General features: G+C 44.4%; 22 protein-coding genes. 14 read left to right on the plus strand and 8 right to left on the minus strand.

Translation table 11 applies throughout. From position 1 onward, the window contains the following. Positions 1-17: 17 nt before the first annotated feature. Positions 18-866, minus strand: a complete 849-nt coding sequence (locus ACRD7P_RS07865; protein ID WP_430906995.1) for a DUF4349 domain-containing protein — start codon at positions 864-866, stop codon at positions 18-20. A 122-nt stretch (positions 867-988) separates the two neighbouring features. On the opposite strand from ACRD7P_RS07865, the gene ACRD7P_RS07870 reads away from it, so the two are divergent. Beyond that, positions 989-1,906 carry a hypothetical protein gene (locus ACRD7P_RS07870; protein ID WP_430906996.1) on the plus strand — a complete coding sequence of 306 codons (918 nt, stop codon included), beginning with the start codon at positions 989-991 and terminating at the stop codon, positions 1,904-1,906. Then, positions 1,899-2,369: a hypothetical protein gene (locus tag ACRD7P_RS07875; RefSeq protein ID WP_430906997.1), complete on the plus strand. Its 471-nt coding sequence runs from the start codon at positions 1,899-1,901 to the stop codon at positions 2,367-2,369. The genes ACRD7P_RS07870 and ACRD7P_RS07875 overlap by 8 nt, the downstream gene beginning before the upstream one ends. Positions 2,370-2,586: 217 nt before the next feature. Here the strand turns inward: ACRD7P_RS07875 and ACRD7P_RS07880 are convergent, their stop codons facing one another. Continuing rightward, positions 2,587-3,012, minus strand: a complete 426-nt coding sequence (locus tag ACRD7P_RS07880) for a VOC family protein (protein WP_430906998.1) — start codon at positions 3,010-3,012, stop codon at positions 2,587-2,589. A gap of 121 nt (positions 3,013-3,133) precedes the next feature. Then, the gene (locus ACRD7P_RS07885) at positions 3,134-3,973 is read right to left on the minus strand and encodes an alpha/beta hydrolase (protein ID WP_430906999.1); all 840 of its coding nucleotides are present in this window, start codon (positions 3,971-3,973) and stop codon (positions 3,134-3,136) included. A 317-nt stretch (positions 3,974-4,290) separates the two neighbouring features. Here ACRD7P_RS07885 and ACRD7P_RS07890 point away from each other — a divergent pair, with 317 nt between their 5' ends. Continuing rightward, positions 4,291-4,722, plus strand: coding sequence for a winged helix-turn-helix transcriptional regulator (locus ACRD7P_RS07890; protein ID WP_430907000.1), 432 nt, complete (start codon positions 4,291-4,293; stop codon positions 4,720-4,722). 166 nt (positions 4,723-4,888) lie between these two features. Here ACRD7P_RS07890 and ACRD7P_RS07895 read toward each other — a convergent pair whose 3' ends face one another. After that, positions 4,889-5,074 (minus strand): hypothetical protein, encoded by a 186-nt coding sequence (locus ACRD7P_RS07895; RefSeq protein ID WP_430907001.1) that lies wholly within the window; start codon positions 5,072-5,074, stop codon positions 4,889-4,891. A gap of 83 nt (positions 5,075-5,157) precedes the next feature. On the opposite strand from ACRD7P_RS07895, the gene ACRD7P_RS07900 reads away from it, so the two are divergent. Continuing rightward, on the plus strand, positions 5,158-5,532 hold the full coding sequence (locus ACRD7P_RS07900; RefSeq protein ID WP_430907002.1) for a DUF7079 family protein: 375 nt from the start codon (positions 5,158-5,160) through the stop codon (positions 5,530-5,532). Positions 5,533-5,601: 69 nt separating this feature from the next. Here ACRD7P_RS07900 and ACRD7P_RS07905 read toward each other — a convergent pair whose 3' ends face one another. Then, positions 5,602-6,234 carry a 7-carboxy-7-deazaguanine synthase QueE gene (locus tag ACRD7P_RS07905; protein WP_430907003.1) on the minus strand — a complete coding sequence of 211 codons (633 nt, stop codon included), beginning with the start codon at positions 6,232-6,234 and terminating at the stop codon, positions 5,602-5,604. 109 nt (positions 6,235-6,343) lie between these two features. Between ACRD7P_RS07905 and ACRD7P_RS07910 the strand changes: the two genes are divergently transcribed. Both ACRD7P_RS07910 and ACRD7P_RS07915 read left to right on the plus strand, forming a co-directional pair. Then, positions 6,344-7,852, plus strand: a complete 1,509-nt coding sequence (locus ACRD7P_RS07910; RefSeq protein WP_430907004.1) for a helicase HerA-like domain-containing protein — start codon at positions 6,344-6,346, stop codon at positions 7,850-7,852. A 32-nt stretch (positions 7,853-7,884) separates the two neighbouring features. After that, positions 7,885-8,460 carry a hypothetical protein gene (locus ACRD7P_RS07915; protein ID WP_430907005.1) on the plus strand — a complete coding sequence of 192 codons (576 nt, stop codon included), beginning with the start codon at positions 7,885-7,887 and terminating at the stop codon, positions 8,458-8,460. Between the two features lie 332 nt (positions 8,461-8,792). Here ACRD7P_RS07915 and ACRD7P_RS07920 read toward each other — a convergent pair whose 3' ends face one another. Further along, positions 8,793-9,674 carry a hypothetical protein gene (locus ACRD7P_RS07920; protein ID WP_430907006.1) on the minus strand — a complete coding sequence of 294 codons (882 nt, stop codon included), beginning with the start codon at positions 9,672-9,674 and terminating at the stop codon, positions 8,793-8,795. An 87-nt stretch (positions 9,675-9,761) separates the two neighbouring features. Continuing rightward, positions 9,762-10,475: a class I SAM-dependent methyltransferase gene (locus ACRD7P_RS07925; protein ID WP_430907007.1), complete on the minus strand. Its 714-nt coding sequence runs from the start codon at positions 10,473-10,475 to the stop codon at positions 9,762-9,764. A 36-nt stretch (positions 10,476-10,511) separates the two neighbouring features. Here ACRD7P_RS07925 and ACRD7P_RS07930 point away from each other — a divergent pair, with 36 nt between their 5' ends. The 3 genes from ACRD7P_RS07930 (at position 10,512) to ACRD7P_RS07940 (ending at position 13,689) form a co-directional block, all read left to right on the plus strand. Then, positions 10,512-11,054 (plus strand): DUF2059 domain-containing protein, encoded by a 543-nt coding sequence (locus ACRD7P_RS07930; RefSeq protein WP_430907008.1) that lies wholly within the window; start codon positions 10,512-10,514, stop codon positions 11,052-11,054. Next, positions 11,044-11,541, plus strand: coding sequence for a YkgJ family cysteine cluster protein (locus ACRD7P_RS07935; RefSeq protein WP_430907009.1), 498 nt, complete (start codon positions 11,044-11,046; stop codon positions 11,539-11,541). The genes ACRD7P_RS07930 and ACRD7P_RS07935 overlap by 11 nt, the downstream gene beginning before the upstream one ends. Positions 11,542-12,846: 1,305 nt before the next feature. Beyond that, the gene (locus ACRD7P_RS07940; protein ID WP_430907070.1) at positions 12,847-13,689 is read left to right on the plus strand and encodes a sterol desaturase family protein; all 843 of its coding nucleotides are present in this window, start codon (positions 12,847-12,849) and stop codon (positions 13,687-13,689) included. Between the two features lie 18 nt (positions 13,690-13,707). Here the strand turns inward: ACRD7P_RS07940 and ACRD7P_RS07945 are convergent, their stop codons facing one another. Then, positions 13,708-14,934, minus strand: a complete 1,227-nt coding sequence (locus ACRD7P_RS07945; RefSeq protein ID WP_430907010.1) for an exo-beta-N-acetylmuramidase NamZ family protein — start codon at positions 14,932-14,934, stop codon at positions 13,708-13,710. Positions 14,935-14,973: 39 nt separating this feature from the next. Between ACRD7P_RS07945 and ACRD7P_RS07950 the strand changes: the two genes are divergently transcribed. From ACRD7P_RS07950 to ACRD7P_RS07970, 5 genes are all read left to right on the plus strand, one after another. After that, positions 14,974-16,215, plus strand: a complete 1,242-nt coding sequence (locus ACRD7P_RS07950) for an ABC transporter permease (protein ID WP_430907011.1) — start codon at positions 14,974-14,976, stop codon at positions 16,213-16,215. Between the two features lie 62 nt (positions 16,216-16,277). Beyond that, positions 16,278-17,258, plus strand: a complete 981-nt coding sequence (locus ACRD7P_RS07955; protein ID WP_430907012.1) for a PLP-dependent cysteine synthase family protein — start codon at positions 16,278-16,280, stop codon at positions 17,256-17,258. Positions 17,259-17,288: 30 nt separating this feature from the next. Beyond that, positions 17,289-18,689, plus strand: coding sequence for a CotH kinase family protein (locus ACRD7P_RS07960; protein ID WP_430907013.1), 1,401 nt, complete (start codon positions 17,289-17,291; stop codon positions 18,687-18,689). A 59-nt stretch (positions 18,690-18,748) separates the two neighbouring features. Further along, the gene (locus ACRD7P_RS07965) at positions 18,749-19,537 is read left to right on the plus strand and encodes an aldose 1-epimerase (protein ID WP_430907014.1); all 789 of its coding nucleotides are present in this window, start codon (positions 18,749-18,751) and stop codon (positions 19,535-19,537) included. A 94-nt stretch (positions 19,538-19,631) separates the two neighbouring features. Next, entirely contained in the window at positions 19,632-20,264 is a 633-nt protein-coding gene (locus tag ACRD7P_RS07970) for a Crp/Fnr family transcriptional regulator (protein WP_430907015.1), read from the plus strand. Positions 20,265-20,447: the final 183 nt, after the last annotated feature.

Below are 20,447 nucleotides of genomic sequence, written 5' to 3' on the forward strand. Positions count from 1 at the left end.
GGTTCCATTTTTAAACATCATGCACGCTTCTTTTTACGCCATTTCCAATACAGTACGATGCCGACACCTAAAAACAATATGGGCCAAATGTATAAAAGTGCCAACAAAATATATTGTACCAGTTGCCATCCACCGCCTACGCCTTCCAGCGCTTTGGCACCGAACGATTTGGTATAGGATTCAGGCGCTTCTTGAAAAGCCACGGTTTCATACAGATCTACTTGTATGGTACTCAGGGCAACCTTGCTACTAAGAAATTGTAAGCGTCCCTGTGCTGCTTCTATTTCTTCTTGAAGCACCCGTAATTTTTCCTCTGCGAGCAAAATATCCTCTACGGTTTTTGCCTTGGTCCTTAGAATATCGTCATACCGTTGTTTCACTTCCAACTTCGTTTTTAAACGGCTCTGAAGATCGACGTACTCTTCGGATACATCTTTTGAACTAATATCTTTTATTTCAACAAACTCGGCCAAAGCGGTAAGTCGTTCCAAAACCTCCTCGAAGTGTTTTTGGGGTACGCGAACCGTAAATCGGTTCTCGCGCCGGTAGCTGTCATTGGTAAAGCGCATGTCGGAAATGTAGCCCGAATACGATGTGGCAATTTTTTGGGCGCTGGCAGTGGTGCTGTCCACGCTGCTCACCTTGAATCTACATTGTGCATTTTTAATGATCTTTAGATCGGCAAGTATATTTTTTTCGGTCACCACGTCTGCATCCGGATCGGCGGTTATTCCGTTGGATTCCTCTGTTTCCGGGACGTTGCCCATCTCGATCATGTTAACTTCTTCGTTCGACTTTTGGCTACATCCTATGGCCAAAATAAAAACGCTACTAAAAAGGATACTGCTAAAAACATTTGATTTCATATCGATTCTGATTAAATTGAAGACCAAACTAGGACCCTTTCGTTACAACGCTTTGTACAACCTTTGTAAAAGATCTGTATCGTTATTGTATCAATACAATACTTTGACAATCAAATATTTAAATGAAATATTCTTCTGAAGATTTGCGACTGTTTCGGGTGTTGCTGGAAGAGGTCGCCTTAAAATTCAGAGAAAGGTATAAGCCTGGAAGTCCCAAAATTCAGGATTGGAAGGGCCAGGATATCGTTGATTTTCAAGAAGACCTCAGAAGTTCACAGCAAAGTTCGATCAGTGAGAAATGGTTTTATAACTATGTAAAACATACTCCCGAAAAATTGCCCAGAGTCGATATTTTGAATTTACTTTCCAGATATATCGGAAATCAGAACTGGAATGATTTTAAAGTGGGGCATGCAGAAAAAGAAACCACAGGCGGGGGTAAAATACCGGTCAAAACAATCGTACTGGTCGGGTGTTTGGTAACGGTTTTAGGCATGTTGGGGTATGCGCTCATACCCAAAACCAGAACGGTACATTTTTGTTTTTTGGATGCGGATAAAAAGGAGCCCATTACCACCATCCCTATCGATTTGATCGTTTTAGATAAAGGGCAATCGCCAAGCTACTACAAAACGGACAGTTTGGGCTGTTTTCATTGGGAGACCGAGGAAACGTTTGTCCGTTTTATCGCCAAATCTCCCTATCATAAAACGGATACCATCTATAAAACCGTTTCGAACGATACCTCACATGAAATACGGCTACGTACGGACGACTATGCCCTGATGCTTCGGTATTATTCGGGAAACAACGTGAAGGATTGGAAGGCGAGGCGTTCCGAACTCGATAGACTTATTGCCGACAAGGCCCTTATTTTTGAACTATTGCCATATCAAATAGGTGTGGAGCTGTATTCCAAAGAGCGTTTTATAAACAAGTTGAGCATGCCGACCGAATCGTTGAAACGGCTGGAGGTGGTAGAAACGGTTTATAAAAACGGGCAAATTGTAAAACTGAAATTCAAGAGCACCAATGAGTAGATGCCTACATATCATTTTAGCGGTTTGCATGCTTTTGGGTTGCAGTCGCGCCAACAGGGAAAGTGAATCGGGGGTAGCGGTCGATACAGGGCAAGCCATGCCCACAATTTCAGAAAAACAGGCACTTTCAAAAGTTTTGGAAATAAAATTACAAGAAAGATTGGAAGCGATCAAATTACAGATGCAGTATCCGGATTTTAAGACCGTGGGCGTCGATTCTTCATTTTTTAAAACTTCCATTACGGCCGTTACCGAACTTGATAGCATCACTATTTTGGATAAAAAACAGATAGGGGATACCCTTTGGATGCAGCTTGCGATCGTTTGGGACGATTCCCTGACGACGGAAAAAGAGCGTATGGATGTTGCTTTGGTAACAAAGGTCGTGCAATTGAACGGAGAATCGGTCACAACCAAGAAATGGTACTATGGGAAGGACATTGCCGGGCATGCTTTTGAATAGTGGTTCAATTGTTAGGAGTATCTTTTTTTTAATGGTGTTAAAAGGTGTTTAAAAACGGGAATGTTCTTGAGGAAAATCGAACAGTGTATACCGGCCGGCACTTCGAATTTATGAACCCCCGGCTTAGAATATGGACGTATCGGTCTTAGGAATCCTGAATATCCAAAGGTTTGCAGGTTGCGTACCGTTCACCAAAATCTGGATCGCTTGAAGGTCCTTACTTGGCGAACAACTGCCCCATATCCCGAAATGCCTTGAATTCAAGGGCATTTCCTGCGGGGTCTAAAAAAAACATGGTAGCCTGTTCCCCTACCTCCCCTTCAAAACGGATATAGGGCTCGATAACAAAAGATACGCCCTTGTCCTTAAGCTCCTTAGAAAATTGCTGAAAGGTTTCCCATGGCAAAACTACGCCATAATGGGGCACGGGAACGGCCTTGCCGTCCACTGCGTTGTGGTGCGGCGTATCGTCCGTGGCCTTGGCTTTATAGTGTATGACCAATTGGTGGCCGAACAGATTGAAGTCGACCCAATGGTCGCTGCTACGCCCCTCGTCACAATTCAGGATGTCCCTGTAAAAAGTACGGCACTCGGCCAAATTATGTACCGGTATGGCGACGTGAAAAGGAGTGGTTTGCTGCATTTGTATGTTGTTTTTAAAAGGGAACTCGAGACAGGTTCATAGAAAATATAGCCCTAGTCAAAGACGCTTACGTTATACCATTTCAAAGTTAAAACGGTATTACTATAAAAATACTGTTTTTCTAAGAGTTTAAGAAGTCGATTATTTGTTGCCGAACCGTATCCTGATGTAAGGAATGTCCCAATCCCTTCGTCTTTATAAATTGGCTTCCCGTCCAGCTGGCATGTACGTTTTCGGACGACCATATCGGGGCGATTTTGTCCAACTCATCATGGATCAAAAGCCCTTTTACTTGAAGGGACTTGGCAAATTTGGGAGTAGAAAAATCGGAAAAGCGCATTTGAAAATGGGAAATAAAATACTGTTCCAAGTCTCCCATGAGACGTTTGCTTAAGCCAAGCAGCTGCTGATACTGTCGCATAAAGTCAGATAGTTCCGATGGTGCGCCCAAGGCCACTATTTTTTGAATGCCCTTATTTTGGTATTTAAATTGATTGTAAATCGCGGTCATACCGCCCAGGGAATGTCCGATAATATATTTTGGGTCATAGGTCTCAATAATCTTTTGGGCACAGTCGGCGTACATGGGGGCGTTAAAAGTGGTACTACTTGAGTTACCATGTGCAGGGGCGTCCATGGCAACAATGTTAAACCCCTTTTCCAAGAGCAATGGTACCAAATTGCGCCATCGAAACGTATTGCTTTCCCAACCATGCAGCAGGAGTACCGTTGGGCCTTGTTTTGGCCAGCTATAGGTCTGTATGGAAAAACGGTCATATTGAACGACGGCGTCCTTGGCACTGTCCAAATATGACCGCTGTTCGGGACGAACACGTCCTTTGCGGGGCGTACAAAAAAGCAGAAAGGCTTTTTTTGCCGTCCGTTGGCGGAAAATATAGGTGGCACTATTGAAATAGGCCCCGTAAAATAAAGGGACGATTTTTTGAAGTAGCTTTTGCATAACGGTGGCGAAGATAAGTTTCTTTGAATAGTGGTGGAGTGCAAAGAGGTCCTTTTAAGGTGGACCTATAGGCAACACACTCTCTTTTAATTTTTCGAATTGCTTTTCGGCCATGCGTGCTGAACTTCGGAGGTGTGTTACCCCCGGGCATTTCCGTACCATAGCGGCCGTGTTTTGAGACCTGTTTTCGCAAACGAATGCCATTTTGATTTGTATAGTTTTAAAAATAAGTTACTTTTGGTAACCTGGTCTTTAATATAAACCAAAGCTATCGATTTTCTGGGACAAATTTATAGGTAGCGCAAACCACAGTAAGTATGGAAGTAGAAACTATTACCGAAAATCAGAAGGTTAAGACGGCAAAAAAACTAAAAAAAATGTTTGGCCATATGGATCGCAGGCAGATGGAATACTGTCCGATTCGCGACGTGATGGCTTTAGCTTCCGACAAGTGGAGTATTTTGATCATCCTGTACCTCGGTTACTATCCGGTAATGCGTTTTAACCTGATAAAGAAACGCGTATATGGTATATCGAACAAGGTGTTGAGCGAACGGTTAAAAACATTGGAAGGCGACGGATACCTTAAACGAACAATGTATCCCGAAGTTCCGGTTCGGGTGGAATATGAACTCACCCATTTCGGGCACTCCTATCTTCAAAAACTGATCGAGCTGAGCGAATGGGCTACCCAATATAGCGATCAAGTAATTCGCAATAGAAAGCGATTTCAAAAACGGCAACGTTAAAATTAGCATACTATTTCCGTGGTGCTGCTAGGAGCTTGAACTTTCTTTCAGCGCAACGGTTTTTGTTCAATGGACAATAAACAATTAACAATAAGTGATCGGTAAAAAGTGGTGAGTAAAAAGTGGTTCGCTTGAGCTTGAACTTGACACTTGCACTTGAACTTTTTTAGTCCTTGTTCTTTTCTCCTTCAGCAAAGCGGTCTTTGTTCAATTGACGGTTGGCGGTAATTCGTAAAAAGTATGTAGTAGCCAGTAAAAACTTGAATTCGACATTTGAATTTAAGTTTGAGTTTGATATTTGTGTTTGAATTTGAATTTGAGTTCGCACTTTTCCCTCCATTATTTTGTCCATAAACGAGGTGTTTTTTGGTTTAATATGGACCGGAATGCGCTACAAAAGGGACACAAAAAGTAAAAAAATGTATTTTCACAGGTATGATGTATAGCGAAGAAGCCCTTACCCATCGAAAACCTGTTTGGACCGCCCTTTCCGAACTTTATCTTGACACGGAGTTACAGGATTACAGCTACAGGCATATCGCAAAGCAGTTCCAAGCCAGTCCCTACTCCCTTACCCAAATCAAAGAGATCAACAGAAGCGAGGTCTTTCCGGTTCTCTGCCTGAACCTGATCAGCGTCGCCGGAGTCTGGACCGGGTTCGATGAAGATTGGTTGATCAAGACCATTGTACACAAAAGAAAACGGAACAACCCGTTCAAACGTTTGGCATACGTCTTTTGTTACTTCTGTATGAAAGGTACGTTTAAGGAATACTGGGAACGGATCGAAACGGAACTACAACGCTTATAAAAAGCGGCAACCGATACACTCGCGCGTTATCCTTCGCGGCCGAAGGGTTGGAAAGCCACGAGCAGTGCCTTAGGGAATATTTAGGTATTTATGTGTCTGTAACGAAACCTTCCACTCGGGATGCTGCATAACATAATCTACGATCAGCGGGGTTACCTTGTCCCGAACGCTCCACTCGGGCTGTAGGTACAAAATGCAGTTCGGGTTTACCTTGGCGGCCTCGGCTTCGGCAAACAGTAAATCGTGTTTGTTGTATACGATGACCTTTAGTTCATGGGCGACATCGTAGATAGGATCGACCGGGAGCTTGTTTTTTTTCGGGGAAAGGCAGATCCAATCCCACTCCCCCGTGAGTTTATACGCCCCGGAGGTTTCAATATGCGTTTGCAATCCTTTGGACTTCAAAGCCCCTGTCAAAGGTCCCATGTCCCAGGTAAGCGGTTCTCCCCCGGTAACGACAATGGTATTGGAATAGGTGGCGGCATTCCCTACAATTTTAGTTATGGAAGTGGGCGGATGGGTATCGGCGTTCCAGCTTTCCTTTACATCGCACCAATGGCACCCTACGTCGCAACCGCCAACACGAATGAAGTAGGCAGCGGTTCCCTTATGAAACCCCTCGCCCTGAATGGTATAGAATTCCTCCATCAGGGGCAGCATAAGCCCTTGGTCCACCATAGCCAAAACATCATTTTTTACCATTGGACAAAGATAGGTCTTGTAAACGCCAAAACATAAATTGGAAAACACAAAATCCAAAACACGTACGGTTCTCCATTTTTACCCTATTTTTATACCAAATTCGGACCAAATGAGCAGTAAAGACGATTTTTTCGCGCATATTGAAAAGGGATATGCGACCAAAGGGGATTTTATACGCATGGGCGCCGCCATGCTCGACGGAGAAGCGATTACCAACGCTTTTGTAAAAATACCATTGCAGACCTTAAACCGTCACGGGCTGATTGCCGGTGCTACCGGTACCGGAAAAACAAAGACGTTACAGGTACTGGCCGAAAACATGTCGGAAAAGGGGATACCGGTTTTGCTGATGGACCTAAAAGGGGATCTTAGCGGTATTGCACAACCCAGTCCGGGGCATGCTAAAATTGACGAGCGCCATGCGAGTATCGGTTTTCCTTTCGAGGCCAAAAGTTTTCCCGTAGAAATACTATCGCTTTCCGAACAGGAGGGGGTAAAACTTCGTGCCACCGTATCGGAATTTGGTCCGGTACTGTTGTCGCGTATCTTGGACCTAAGCGAAACCCAGGAAGGGATCGTTGCGGTCGTATTCAAATATTGTGACGACAACAAACTACCGTTGCTCGACCTTAAAGACTTTAAAAAAGTACTACAATACGCCACCAGCGAAGGAAAAAAAGAATTTACCGAAGCGTATGGCCGAATCAGTACCAGCTCTACCGGTACCATTTTAAGAAAAATCATTGAACTGGAACAGCAAGGGGCCGATCTGTTCTTCGGGGAAAAATCGTTCGAGGTAGACGACCTTACCCGGTTGGACGATAATGGCAACGGATATATCAATATTCTGCGCCTGACCGATATCCAGGACCGTCCGAAACTGTTTTCTACGTTTATGCTAAGCCTTTTGGCGGAAATTTATAGTACGTTTCCAGAACAGGGCGATAGCGACAAACCGGAACTGATCTTGTTTATCGACGAAGCCCATTTGATCTTTAACGAAGCATCGAAGGCACTGTTGGACCAAATAGAAAACATTGTGAAATTGATCCGTTCCAAAGGAATAGGATTGTACTTTGTTACCCAAAATCCGACGGACATCCCAAATGCGGTATTATCGCAATTGGGCCTAAAGGTACAGCACGCCCTGCGCGCCTTTACGGCACGAGATCGAAAAGCCATCAAACTCACCGCTGAAAACTATCCGGAATCCCCGTTTTACGATACCAAGGAAGTGCTTACCTCTTTGGGAATCGGGGAAGCCCTCATCTCCGCTTTGGATGAAAAAGGACGTCCCACACCATTGGCCGCGACCCTTTTAAGGGCCCCGATGAGCCGTATGGATGTATTGACCGAAACGGAATTGAAGAACGTTATCAAATCTTCCAAATTGGTGAAAAAGTACAATGAGCTCATCGATAGGGAAAGTGCCTATGAAATATTAAACGAAAAGATAGAAAAGGCCGAAGCGGACGCAAAAAAAGAAAAGGAACGCACCAAAACCACAAGGCGCAGTAGCGGACGAAGAAGTACCGCCATGAACCCCGTGGTAAAAGTGTTGACCAGTGCTACCTTTATTCGCGGAGTACTTGGAGTCCTTAAAAAAGTGTTGCGCTAAATACCCCCGATCACCATATATCCAAAACAACTATGCACCAATTACCAAACCGAAACCGCGTTACGGCATATTGTCTGATCATAACCGTCCTGTTCGCATTTATCCAATGTAAAAAAGAAATCGATACCCGTTTTCTAATTACCGATGCCTCCGTAGGAAACCTGGAGGCGGAGAGCCTTTCACGAGATATCGATTTGATTTTCGCAAAAGATTCCGTAGTAAAAGATACGATTAGTTTAAATTTTGGTAACAAGGCAAAAAAAGTGAAAATCTTTGAAAAAGGAGGAACCCATTTGTTGACCCTTACCCCAAGTGCCGATAGCATACCCACCTTCGAAAATGTACGCTTTGAGGATGCCCGCTACAAAACCGAAAAAGGAATTCATATCAAGAGTACTTTTGGCGAAATCAAAAAGGCGTATACCATCAAAAAAGTCATTACCTCACGAAACAACCTCTTGATTTTAGTCAAAGAAAGTAAGGTGTATTTCATTATTGGCAAGGAAGAGCTGCCGAGTAGTCTGCGATATGCTTCCAGTACCAATATCGAAGCAGTACAGATTCCGGACAAGGCAAAACTAAAGTATATGATGTTAGGCTGGGACTAGGTCAAGGTCAAGTTCAAACACAAATTCAAACTCAAATTCAAAATTAGAAGAATATCCACTAATTACTTTTTACCAATCACTCATTGTTCATTGTTAACTGAAAAAAGACCGCTTTGCTGAAAGAGAAAAGAACAAGGACTAAAAAAGTTCAAGTGCAAGTGTCAAGTTCAAACTCAAACCCAAATGTCTGGTACAAAAACAAGACTGATATCTCTGGGAACCTTAAGTAAGATAAAACAGCGTATTGTGATGGGCAGAACCCTTAGTTAAAAAGAGGTCATTGCCGATAGTTCAAACGTCTTGCGCAAGTGGCGATGATGGAACCGGTAGCGTTAGCGTCCTCCATTGTTCTCGAGGTCCAACACGCATTCCGGATCTAGGTCGGGAGCCGCCTTGTTAGTTTTACGATCCTTGTTTCGGAGCAGTTTCAGAACCGTTTCACCTTTGAGGGAGCATGCGGAACGTAACTTATGACTATTTTCTTTCAATCCGTTTAGAATGGCTTTTCCGCTGACATCGAACTGTAGCTCGGCACGCATCAAACAACCTTCCACGTTACAATGATTTGGCGCGGACGGATCTTCATGGTCGTTTACCGGATCTGTTCCGAGATTTACCAGACCGAACAAATGTCCGAATTCGTGGTTTAGCGTGGCGCTTTCGACATCGGTATTTGAAATACGGGGATCCCGAGCGGCCAACCGGCGGGCCGTTACTTCGTGTATCACCATAGAAGTGTTCCGATAGACCGCTCCAAGGGTGACCAGACCTTCTTCCTCATCATCGTCTTCCGAGGGAGCGTCCGCAAAATAAATATAGGTAGCCAAGGTATCCTCATCATTATAGGCGGTTCTGTTATCGTTTTCCAGTGTCGCAATTTCGTTCAGGGTGAGGTCCTCTTCGTTCGGGGAGGCAAGTTCCGTAAAAACAACATCGATGGTTTCCTTAAAAGTATGGGCCCTTATAAAGGATACCAAATCGTCTATTGCGGCGTCGCTCGGTCTAAAACCTTGAACGTATCCAATTTCGATAAGCAGTTTTGTGAAGTTTTGATTGGATAAAAAGTCTCCTCCGGATACGCCCGTATCCAGGCGATTTCCTGTTTTATCCACATTCTGGGGAGTTGGCGTTCCATCGTCGGTATCATCATTATTGGAGCATCCCGATAACAAGGTAAACGATAGCGCTAGGAGGAACAAGCAATACTTTTTCATGACAATTTTAATTTCTTTTGCTACCAAGATACAGCAAAAAACGTGCCTACCCACAGGTTCTATGTATGGAATACCAAAAAAATGACATCAGCTAGTGATATCCGACATCGGGGTCAGCCTTGCCAGATAGTCGTAATGTTCGCCCTCGGCAATACGTTCGCAGTGCAATCCGTTTTGTCCCGCTACTTCGTACAAGCGTTCGTACGCCACGTATAACCATGAAAAAGGGGCTCCTTTTAACCCCTTGTACGTCATGGTGAAATCTACTTCGCCATAATACCGGTTTTGGGGCAGCGGTAGTTCATCGTCCTCGAACATATAAATGATATCCGACGAATCCAGCAGAATTTGTCCGCCTATCGCCAATCGTTTTTTTAGGTGTTTTAAAAAAGGTCCCAGAGCCTTCATGCTATGGGCCAGGCCCACTCCGTTCATCAAAAGAAGCAATGTATCGAAGGAAGCTCCTTGGTACGCCATGATATCTGTACAAACAGCTTTGCGAACGCCCCGTTCCCTTGCCGTTAGTACCGCTCCGGCAGAATGGTCCAAGGCGGTGACCGCGAGGCCCCGATCTTGAAGGTACAGACTATGACTGCCCGAACCACAACCGATGTCGAGCACATGGCCCCGACATTCCTGTAATGCTTTTTGCTCCAGAAAGGGCATGGCGTCAAAAGTTCGAAACAGGTAGGGCAGGGGAAGCACGTCTTCCTGATCTAAGGAAGAGAAGGTATGAATGTCTTCGGTATAGTTTCCCTTAAGATAATCCGTAAGCGCTTCGCCTAAAACATCTACGTTCATTTATTGTTGTATTTTGCGGTATAAAACTTTCCTTCCATGAGTATTGTAAAAATAACCATTAGGCTAACGATTCCATTGTTGTTTTTGACGTTATCCACCGGTTTGGCCCAAAGCGATGGTTTTGACGATGCCGTAATGGCCTATTTGGATAGTAATGGCACGGTATCCCAATATCAAAATGCGTACACCGAATTTTTAAACTTGTTAGAAAACCAATTTCCCGAAACCGAGAACAACAAAAAGGGTTGGCAATTTTTAAGGTCGGAAAAAAGTAAGGCGGTACATCAAATAAAGGAACTGCTGGTCCCCATATACCAAAATGAGTTCACGAGGGAGGATATTCGACTGATGACTGCGTTTTATAATAGCGATGCGGGAATACAGTGGCGAACGGACCGCAGCCAAATGACGGAGAAACAGAAAGAGGACTTCAATACGTTTTACAAAAGCGATTTGGGCAATAAGATAAAGGGCAAACAAGCGGTGCTCGCCAAACAAGTCTCCGCGGTATCCGAGAGCTGGAGCAGGGACCTTTATGAAACGGCCCGGGCACTTTTAAAGCCTGCCGATGGAGAATAAGCTGAAACAACTCCCCCAAAAAGCGAAAGAAAAGCAAGTGGAAAACAAAAAGTTTTTTGCCCGCTTAAAGAAAAAGCCACCCAAAAAGCTGGACTACCTTATGCAGGAACTGCACGAATCGGTATTTAAAGAAACCGATTGCCTACAGTGCGGTAATTGTTGCAAGACTACGGGACCTTTGTTTACGAATGCGGATATCGAGCGCATTGCCAAGCATTTGCGGATGAAACCGCAGCAATTTATAGCGACCTACTTGCGTCTTGACGAAGAAAATGATTTTGTGCTCCAGCAGGTGCCTTGCGCTTTTTTGGGCCATGACAATTACTGTTCCATTTATGATGTGCGTCCCAAGGCCTGTAGGGAGTTTCCGCATACCGATCGCAAAAAATTTCAACAAATAAGCCATCTTACGATGAAGAACATGGCCATTTGTCCTGCCGCATTTGAAGTGGTGGAAAGGATGAAAGAAGCACTCGCCGGGAAGTAGCAGGGAGTATTTTGGGGTCGGTGGTGGTTAAGAGTTGTTTGTTGGTATTTAGTAATGAGTATTTAGTGTTAAGTAATTAAGGGTGTGAATTTGTGTTTGAACTTGACACTTGCACTTTTCTTTATTCCTTTTTCTTTCAGCGCAGCAGTCTTTTTTCAGTGGACAGTTAGTTGGCGGTAATTAGTAAAAAGTGGTGAGTAAAAAGTTGTTCGCTTGTGTTTGAACTTGAATTTGACACTTTAACTTGAACTTTTTCAGTCTTTGCTCCTTACTCATTGAGCGCAGCGTTCTTTTTTCGATGGACAGTTAGTTGGCGGTGATTAGTAAAAAGTGGTGAGTAAAAAGTTGTTCGCTTGTGTTTGAACTTGAACTTGAACTTGAATTTGACACTTGAATTTGAACTTTTTCAGTCTTTGCTCCTTACTCTTTGAGCGCAGCGGTCTTTATTCAATGGACAGTTAGTTGGCGGTAATTCGTAAAAAGTGGTGAGTAAAAAGTTGTTCGCTTGTGTTTGAACTTGAACTTGAACTTGAACTTGAATTTGAACTTTTTCAGTCTTTGCTCCTTACTCTTTGAGCGCAGCGTTCTTTTCTCGATGGACAGTTAGTTGGCGGTGATTAGTAAAAAGTGGTGAGTAAAAAGTTGTTCGCTTGTGTTTGAACTTGAACTTGAATTTGACACTTGAACTTGAACTTTTTCGGTCTTTGCTCCTTACTCATTGAGCGCAGCGTTCTTTTTTCAATGGACAGTTAGTTGGCGGTAATTCGTAAAAAGTGGTGAGTAAAAAGTTGTTCGCTTGTGTTTGAACTTGAACTTGAATTTGACACTTGAACTTGAACTTTTTCGGTCTTTGCTCCTTACTCTTTGAGCGCAGCGTTCTTTTTCCAATTAACAATGAGCAATTAACAATGAGTAGTCCTCAGTAGCAGTATGCAGTAATTAGTGGTAAGTAAAAGTGGTTACTGGGTACTTCTCTAATTTTGAATTTGAATTCGAGTCTGAGTTTGAACTTGTCTTTTTTTCTTTTCCCAAAGGTGTTTCAACTGTACTCGTTTCGTCCGGTCGAGCGGAGTCGAGACCTCTCTGTGTTCCTAAGTTCTCGACTGCGCTCCTTTTTCTGGTTTTCCCTCAGTTCGATTGGACGAAGCGTTCTTTTCTCAATTCGTAATTTGCGGTAGTTCATTAGAACGATGTAATAGCTAGTAAAAAGCTTGAATTTGTTATTTTTATTTGAATTTGTGTTTGAACTTGACACTTGAGCTTGAGTTTGATCCCGTTTCTCTTGATTTTAATATCTTTAGGGATATGGAAGAGATGATCGCTTATTTTGAAAATATTCCCTCCACACATCGCAGTGCGCTGCTAGTAGGGGGTATTACCTTATTCTGGATTTTGGAGGGAGCCGTTCCCTTGTTTCGGTTCGATTATAAAAAATGGCGTCACGCCTTACCGAATTTCTTTTTTACACTGACGACCATTATCGTCAATTTTGCCCTGGCATTTTTATTGTTGCGCACCGCTGATTTTACCGTATCTGGACAGTTTGGTGTGCTTAACTGGTTGCCGGAAATCCCTTTTTGGTCCTATGTGTTGATCGGTTTGCTATTGCTCGATCTGATCGGGGCGTATCTGGCGCATCTGGTAGAGCATAAGGTAAAACCGCTTTGGATGATTCATTTGGTACACCATACCGATCATAATGTGGATACCACCACCGCCAATCGGCACCATCCCCTTGAAAGTGTTATCCGCTTTACCTTTACTTTGGTGGGGGTATTGGTGGTAGGAGCTCCCATTGGTATCGTGATGTTGTATCAATCCGTATCCTTGGTGTTGAGTCAATTCAACCACGCGAATATCAAATTGCCCAAAGCTGTTGATAATGCCTTAAGCTGGATAATCGTTTCTCCCGATATGCACAAAGTACATCACCATTATGTATTGCCCTATACCGATAGCAACTATGGGAATATTTTTTCCATATGGGATCGTTTGTTCGGAACGTATCTTAAATATGATCGTGATGCCATTGTGTATGGCGTAGACACTTTTCCCGATGAAAAAGAAAACAGTAACATAAAGTCCCTCTTAAAACAACCCTTCCATAAGTATCGAAAGCCGACCACTACAACCGTTGCGGACCAATAATTTTTATCGAAGTTAGCTTTAGTCGTACATCAAGTGCCTAAGGCGTATGGCACGGAACTTTTCCAGGTCGGCCTGCCACGATTTTTTAATTTCCGATTCCGATACCCCTGCTGCGATCTGTTTTTGGAGCAGGGCCGTACCCGCATGTTTGGTGAAATTTTCGGTATTGAAAACGGTCGAGGGGTCCTCTGCGTGTTTGTAGGCATCCATTAGCCATCGCAGTGAAACGGAACGCATAAAGGGGATACTGTCCAGGGACCTGCCATAGCAGCGCTTTCCTTTATGTTTCGGGTTTTTGGCACCGAAGTTGGACACCGGCGTATAGGTCAGGGTATAGGCTTCCTGTTTTAGGTCAGGGGCGCCGTAGCGCTGAAACTGAAATTCCGTTCCCCGCCCGGCATTGATGGTTGTTCCCTCAAAAAGCCCAAGACTGGGATAGAGGTTTATCGAGCGGTCGTTCGGTAGGTTTGGCGAAGGACGTATGGGCAAGCTGTAAGCGGTGTCGTGGGTCCAGTTTTCCAATGGGACGACTTGAAGGTCGGCTTTTACGCCTGCCTGGAGCCATCCCTCTTCATTGATCATGGTCGCATATTCCCCAATGGTCATGCCATAGACCAAAGGAATTTCCGTCATTCCCAAAAAACCGGTATGCTCGGCTTCCATTACTGGTCCGTCAACATAATGGGCATTTGGGTTTGGGCGATCCAATACCACTATCGGTATATTGTTTTCCGCACAGGCCTCCATAACCAATTGCAAGGTGGCAATATAGGTGTAGAAACGTACCCCAACATCTTGAATGTCGAAAAGAACAAGGTCCAAACCTTTTAATTGCTCCGCACTGGGCTTTCTATTTTTTCCATAGAGTGATATCAATGGTAGTCCCGTTCTGGCATCGGTGCCATCACTGACCTTTTCACCGGCATCCACCGTGCCCCGAAACCCGTGTTCGGGTGCAAAAACGGATACAATATCAATGTTTAAGGACACTAGGGAATCGATTAAATGCACATGATTTACGGGCGTACCGTCCTTGGAATCGTTTCCTGAAAAGACCACACTCGTCTGGTTGGCGACGACCCCGATTTTTTTCCCCTGTAGCAGCGGTAAATAGACTGCAGTTCTATTGGCGGCAACGACCACCGGAGGTACCGTATCCCCTTCTTTATCCATAAGTGGGGTATCCGTACTTGTTTTCGCTTCTTTGGTAGGGTTTCCACAGGCATAGGCGAATAAAACCCACAATAAAAATGTACTTTTGAAAACGAAAACAAAGGGCATAAATTGAATTTTGAATTTTACATCGCCAAGCGGCTCATTAAAGGAAAGGAACATAAAATTAGTATTTCCGCCCCAATAATAAAAATCGCCATTGCCGCTATTGCCATAGGATTGGTAATGATGCTCATCGCTATCGGTACCAGCGTTGGGCTGAAGCATAAGATCCGCGAAAAAGTTTCGGCATTTAACGGTCATATTCAAATTTCAAATTACGACAACAACCGTTCGGAAGTTTCGGTCGCTCCCATTCCCATAGCACAAAATTTTTATCCCGAATTCACCACTGTCGATGCCGTGGCCCATGTTCAGGCGGTAGCCACTAAGGCCGGTGTTATCCGTACGGAGGAGACCTTTGATACCTTTATCGCAAAAGGGGTTGGAGAAGACTATAACTGGACGGTCTTTGAGGAGTACTTGGTCGCCGGGAGCCTGCCGAAGTATTCCGGCGAGATCAATGAGGAGGCCTTAATGTCCGTTTTGATGGCGAACCGCTTGCGGTTACAGGTCGGCGATACCTTTTACGCGCTCTTTCCAAAAAAGGAAGCTGCCCTAAAATCGCCGAACCAAAGAAAGTTTACGTTAACGGGGACCTATAACAGCGGTTTTGAGGAATTGGACAACAAATATATTTTTATAGACTTGCGCCATATCCAACGTATGAATCGGTGGAAACCGACGGAGGTAGGGAGTTTTGAGGTGTTTTTGGACGATTTTAGGGACTTGGACGTCAAAGGAAAAGAAATTTACGGAAAAACACTTTCCAACTTGGACACCCGAACGATAAAGGATACCTACGCGCAAATTTTTGAGTGGATGGAATTGTTCGATTTCAACACCGCCTTGATTATTGGCATTATGATCATTGTGGGCGGTATCAATATGATTACGGCCCTGCTAGTGCTCATTTTGGAACGTACCCAAATGATCGGAATTTTAAAGGCGTTGGGTAGCGCGAATTGGAGTATTCGAAAGGTTTTTTTGTATAATGCCGCTTATTTGATCAGTATCGGACTGTTTTGGGGAAACCTTATCGGTCTGGGACTCCTTTTCCTGCAACAGCAGTTTCAGCTTTTTAAGTTCCCGAATCCCGAAGAATATTATATCGATTACATTCCGGTACATCTGGATCTGATGACCGTGGTGTTTCTCAATATCGGGGTATTGGTACTGTGTTTGCTCATGTTGCTGATACCTTCTTACATTATTACAAAAATTACGCCCGTTAGGGCCATAAAATTCGAATAGCGCAACAATACTGTAGCGCGGCAAAAGGTCGAACATTGGACGATATGCATACGGAAAACGAAATGGATTACGCAGAAAATATTTTAGGGACCATAGGGAAAACCCCTTTGGTGAAACTCAATAAATTGGCTTCGGAACTGCCGTGTTTGACGTTGGCGAAATACGAGACCTTTAACCCTGGCAATTCCGTTAAAGATCGCATGGCGCTCCAGATCGTTGAGGATGCGGAGGCGGCGGGTATTTTAAAACCGGGCTATACCATTATCGAGGGAACCTCCGGAAATACCGGTATGGGACTGGCCTTGGCGGCCACCGTAAAGGGCTACAAGCTTATCTGTGTACTTAGCGATAAACAGTCCAAAGAAAAGATGGATATCCTTAGGGCCATGGGGAGCGAGGTACATGTGTGCCCCACCGATGTGGCGCCCGAAGATCCGCGTAGTTATTATTCCACGGCAAAACGTTTGGCAAAAGAAACCCCGAACTCCTGGTACGTGAACCAATATGACAATCCTTCGAACTGTAGGGCACATTTTTTAAGCACCGGTCCGGAAATTTGGGAACAGACCAAAGGAAAAGTGACCCATTTTGTGGTAGGTGTTGGTACGGGGGGAACCATTTCGGGAGTAGGGTCCTTTTTAAAAATGAAGAATCCCAATATAAAAGTTTGGGGCATCGATACCTATGGCTCGGTATTTAAAAAGTATCACGAGACCGGAATTTTTGATAAGAACGAGATCTACCCTTATATCACCGAAGGAATCGGGGAAGATATTTTACCGCGAAACGTACGTTTTGAAGTTATTGACGGTTTTACCAAAGTAACCGACAAAGACGCTGCGGTGTATACCCAAAGGCTCGCCAAGGAAGAAGGTATGTTTTTAGGAAATTCCGCAGGGGCCGCAATGAAAGGGCTGCTGCAATTAAAGGAACATTTTACCAAGGATGACGTGGTGGTGGTACTTTTTCATGATCATGGAAGTCGGTATGTGGGCAAAATGTTCAACGATGATTGGATGCGGGAAAAGGGTTTTTTGGATTAGTTCGTATCTTAGAAGTAAATAGAACCCTAAATGTTTCCGAGGAAGTATACGACAAAACGATTTTGCAAGTCCTTGGGTTTTGCGCTATTGTCCTGCCTGCTGTTTACCTGTAACAAGGACGACGGGTCAGTGGACAATGGGGAACGCCCCGAAGATTTGGAAACCAATGGGGACCTTCCCTTTTTCAGGATCGATACCAAGGGCAATACCATTGTTGACGAGCCCAAGGTAAGCGCCACACTTAGCGTAGCACAGAACCGGAAGTCGATTTTTGAGGGAACCATCGGAATCGAATTCAGGGGAGCAACTTCACAAGGCTTTGAAAAAAAGTCTTTTGGGATAGAAACTTGGGATACCAACGATCAAGATATCGATGTTCCGCTTTTGGGTTTTCCGGAGGAAGAGGATTGGGTGTTGCATGGTCCTTATAGCGACAAATCGTTGATCCGAAATCATCTGATCTATAATTTGGCAAGGGATATGGGCCGTTATGCGAGCCGGTCGGAATTGGTAGAGCTGCAAATTGATACAACCTACCGGGGCGTTTATGTGTTCATGGAAAAACTCAAACGGGACGCCGGACGGATCGATATTTCAAAATTGAATCCGGACGAGAATGCGGGAGAGGCCATTACCGGAGGGTATATCTTAAAAATCGACAAGCTTTCGGGCTCGGGCGGTGGTGACGGCACCTATAACGCCACCAATTCTTTTGAGTCGCAATTGGCCCCGGCATCGGCGGCTTCCGATCAAACCATTCGATTTTTGTATGAATATCCGGATGCTGCGGTAATTACCGCGGAACAAAAAGCGTATATACAAGAATATGTAAACGATTTTGAAGCGGCATTGGTTTCCGAAACCTTTACGGATGCTGTCACGGGCTATGCCAATTATATCGATGTGGATAGTTTTATCGATTTCTTTATTCTGAACGAACTCGCCAACAATGTGGACGGATACCGTTTGAGTACCTACATGCACAAGGATAAAAATAAGAAAATGGTCATGGGCCCGATTTGGGACTTTAATTTGGCCTTTGGAAACGCCGATTATTGCAGTGGAGGGGAAACCAATGTTTGGGCCTACAAATTCAACGAACGCTGTTCGCAGGACTTTTGGTTAGTGCCCATCTGGTGGGAACGGCTTTTGCAGGACCCCGCTTACGTTGTAAAGTTAAAACAACGTTGGGCAAGTTTGCGCGGTACCCTTTTGTCCAATACCGCTATGGCCGATAGAATAGCATCCTATGTTGGGCGCATGCGGAACGCCAAGGCTATTGAAAACAATTTTCTAACGTGGAACGTGCTGGGTATTTATGTATGGCCCAATAATTTTGTAGGGAGTACCTACGCGCAGGAAAACGAATACCTGATGAACTGGATCGAGGCCAGGGTATTGTGGCTCGATGGTGCGATCGAAGCACTATAAGAAGTTCGGGATATTTGAATTTGGCACTGTACACGATAACGTTTCATTACCATTAAAAAATGCAAATACTAGAACACAACAATCAAAAAGTGACCGTGGACAAGGGGGAATTGGTCGGTTATGAGGTCAATGGCCATGAGTATATCCATCAGAAGGGAAGTCCCGGATGGCGCAATGCCGATACCGAAATGTTTCCGATTATAGGACCTACCGCCGAAGCACGTTTTCAGGTACAGACACCTAAGGATATCGCGATACAGGACCAACATGGGTTGTTGCGTGAAATGGAGTATGAACTGACTTTTGAATCGGCAACCGAACTCAAGTATGGAAAGACCTATACCGCCGGAACGCAAGTAGGGAATTCCAAATACCCGAACAAGTCCGATAAGCAATTTTTATATTGGCCCTATGCCTTCCAATTCGAAAAAAAGATTCGCCTGTTGGCCGATGCGCTTGAAATTACCTTTACCATTTCCGGCGAAAGGGATACCCCTTTTATGTTGGGCTATCACCCGGCATTTAAACTGCACGGCGAAAACGTTTCGATCAAAACGGGGGAGCGTACGATTGCTTTAGATGAGGTATTGGCCGTGGGCAGTCGTGCTTTGGAAGTGCCGAACTGTAATAGCGTGGTTTTGCAAGATACTAGCGGATTGTCGATAACTACCGAAGGTTTTAAAGGTTTTATGTTATGGACCGAGGTGCGGAACATGGTCTGTATCGAACCCATAACATTTTATCCTTATGCCGTGCCACAACACCTGTTGCACGAAGGGTTCGATTATATTTTAAATATTCCGAAACGCTTTACGGTTAAGTTGCGACCGGAACCACAGGTAGCTTAAATTTTTGGATAAGGGCAAATGCTCGGGGCACGACCAGAACGGTATCAAAAATGTCCCGACGCATAGGCATTCTCTCGGGTAAAAATGGGAAGCGATGAACAAAAAACTTCACGAACGTTACGATTATATTTTTGAGCCGGAACTTTTAAAGGCGATAGAAATGGTCGCTGTCGCCCGACACATTTCAAAAGGGGAAACGGTTATCGACATCGGGCAGCCGATTACCAAAATGCCGTTGTTGTTGACCGGTGCGATCAAGGTGCTACGGGAAGATGCGCAAGGCGACGAATTGTTGGTCTACTTTCTGGAAAAAGGGGATAGTTGCGCGATGACATTTTCATGCTGTCTGGGAAACAAAAAAAGCGAAATTCGTGCTGTTGCCGAAACCGATAGCGAACTTTTAATGATTCCCGTAGAGAAGATGCAGGAATGGATGGGCCGTTTTCATACTTGGCGGAATTTTGTATTGGACAGTTACCATATAAGAATGATGGAGCTTTTGGAGACCGTTGATACCTTGGCCTTTATGAAAATGGACGAACGGCTGTTGAAATACTTGCAGGACAAGGCCAAAGTCAACCAAGACGATATCGTACATACTACCCATCGGGATATTGCTACGGACATGCATACCTCAAGGGTGGTCGTATCGCGTTTGCTGAAAAAGTTGGAAGGGGAGGGCAAGTTGATCGTGCAACGGAACCGGTTAAAGATACTGGAACTGTAGCTTGAAGGAATACCATTGCGCGGTGGTTTTAGTGAGTAGTTAGTACAAAGTGGTGAGTACAAAGTAATGAGTAATAAGTTGTCCGTTCGTGTTTGGGATTGACACTTGAATTTGCCTTTTCTCCTTGTTCTTTCAGCGCAGCGGTCTTTTTTTAAAAAAGTAGTTAGTACAAAGTAGTTAGTA

The sequence above is a fragment of the Maribacter sp. 2-571 genome (assembly GCF_050589625.1).
Lineage (GTDB): Bacteria > Bacteroidota > Bacteroidia > Flavobacteriales > Flavobacteriaceae > Pelagihabitans.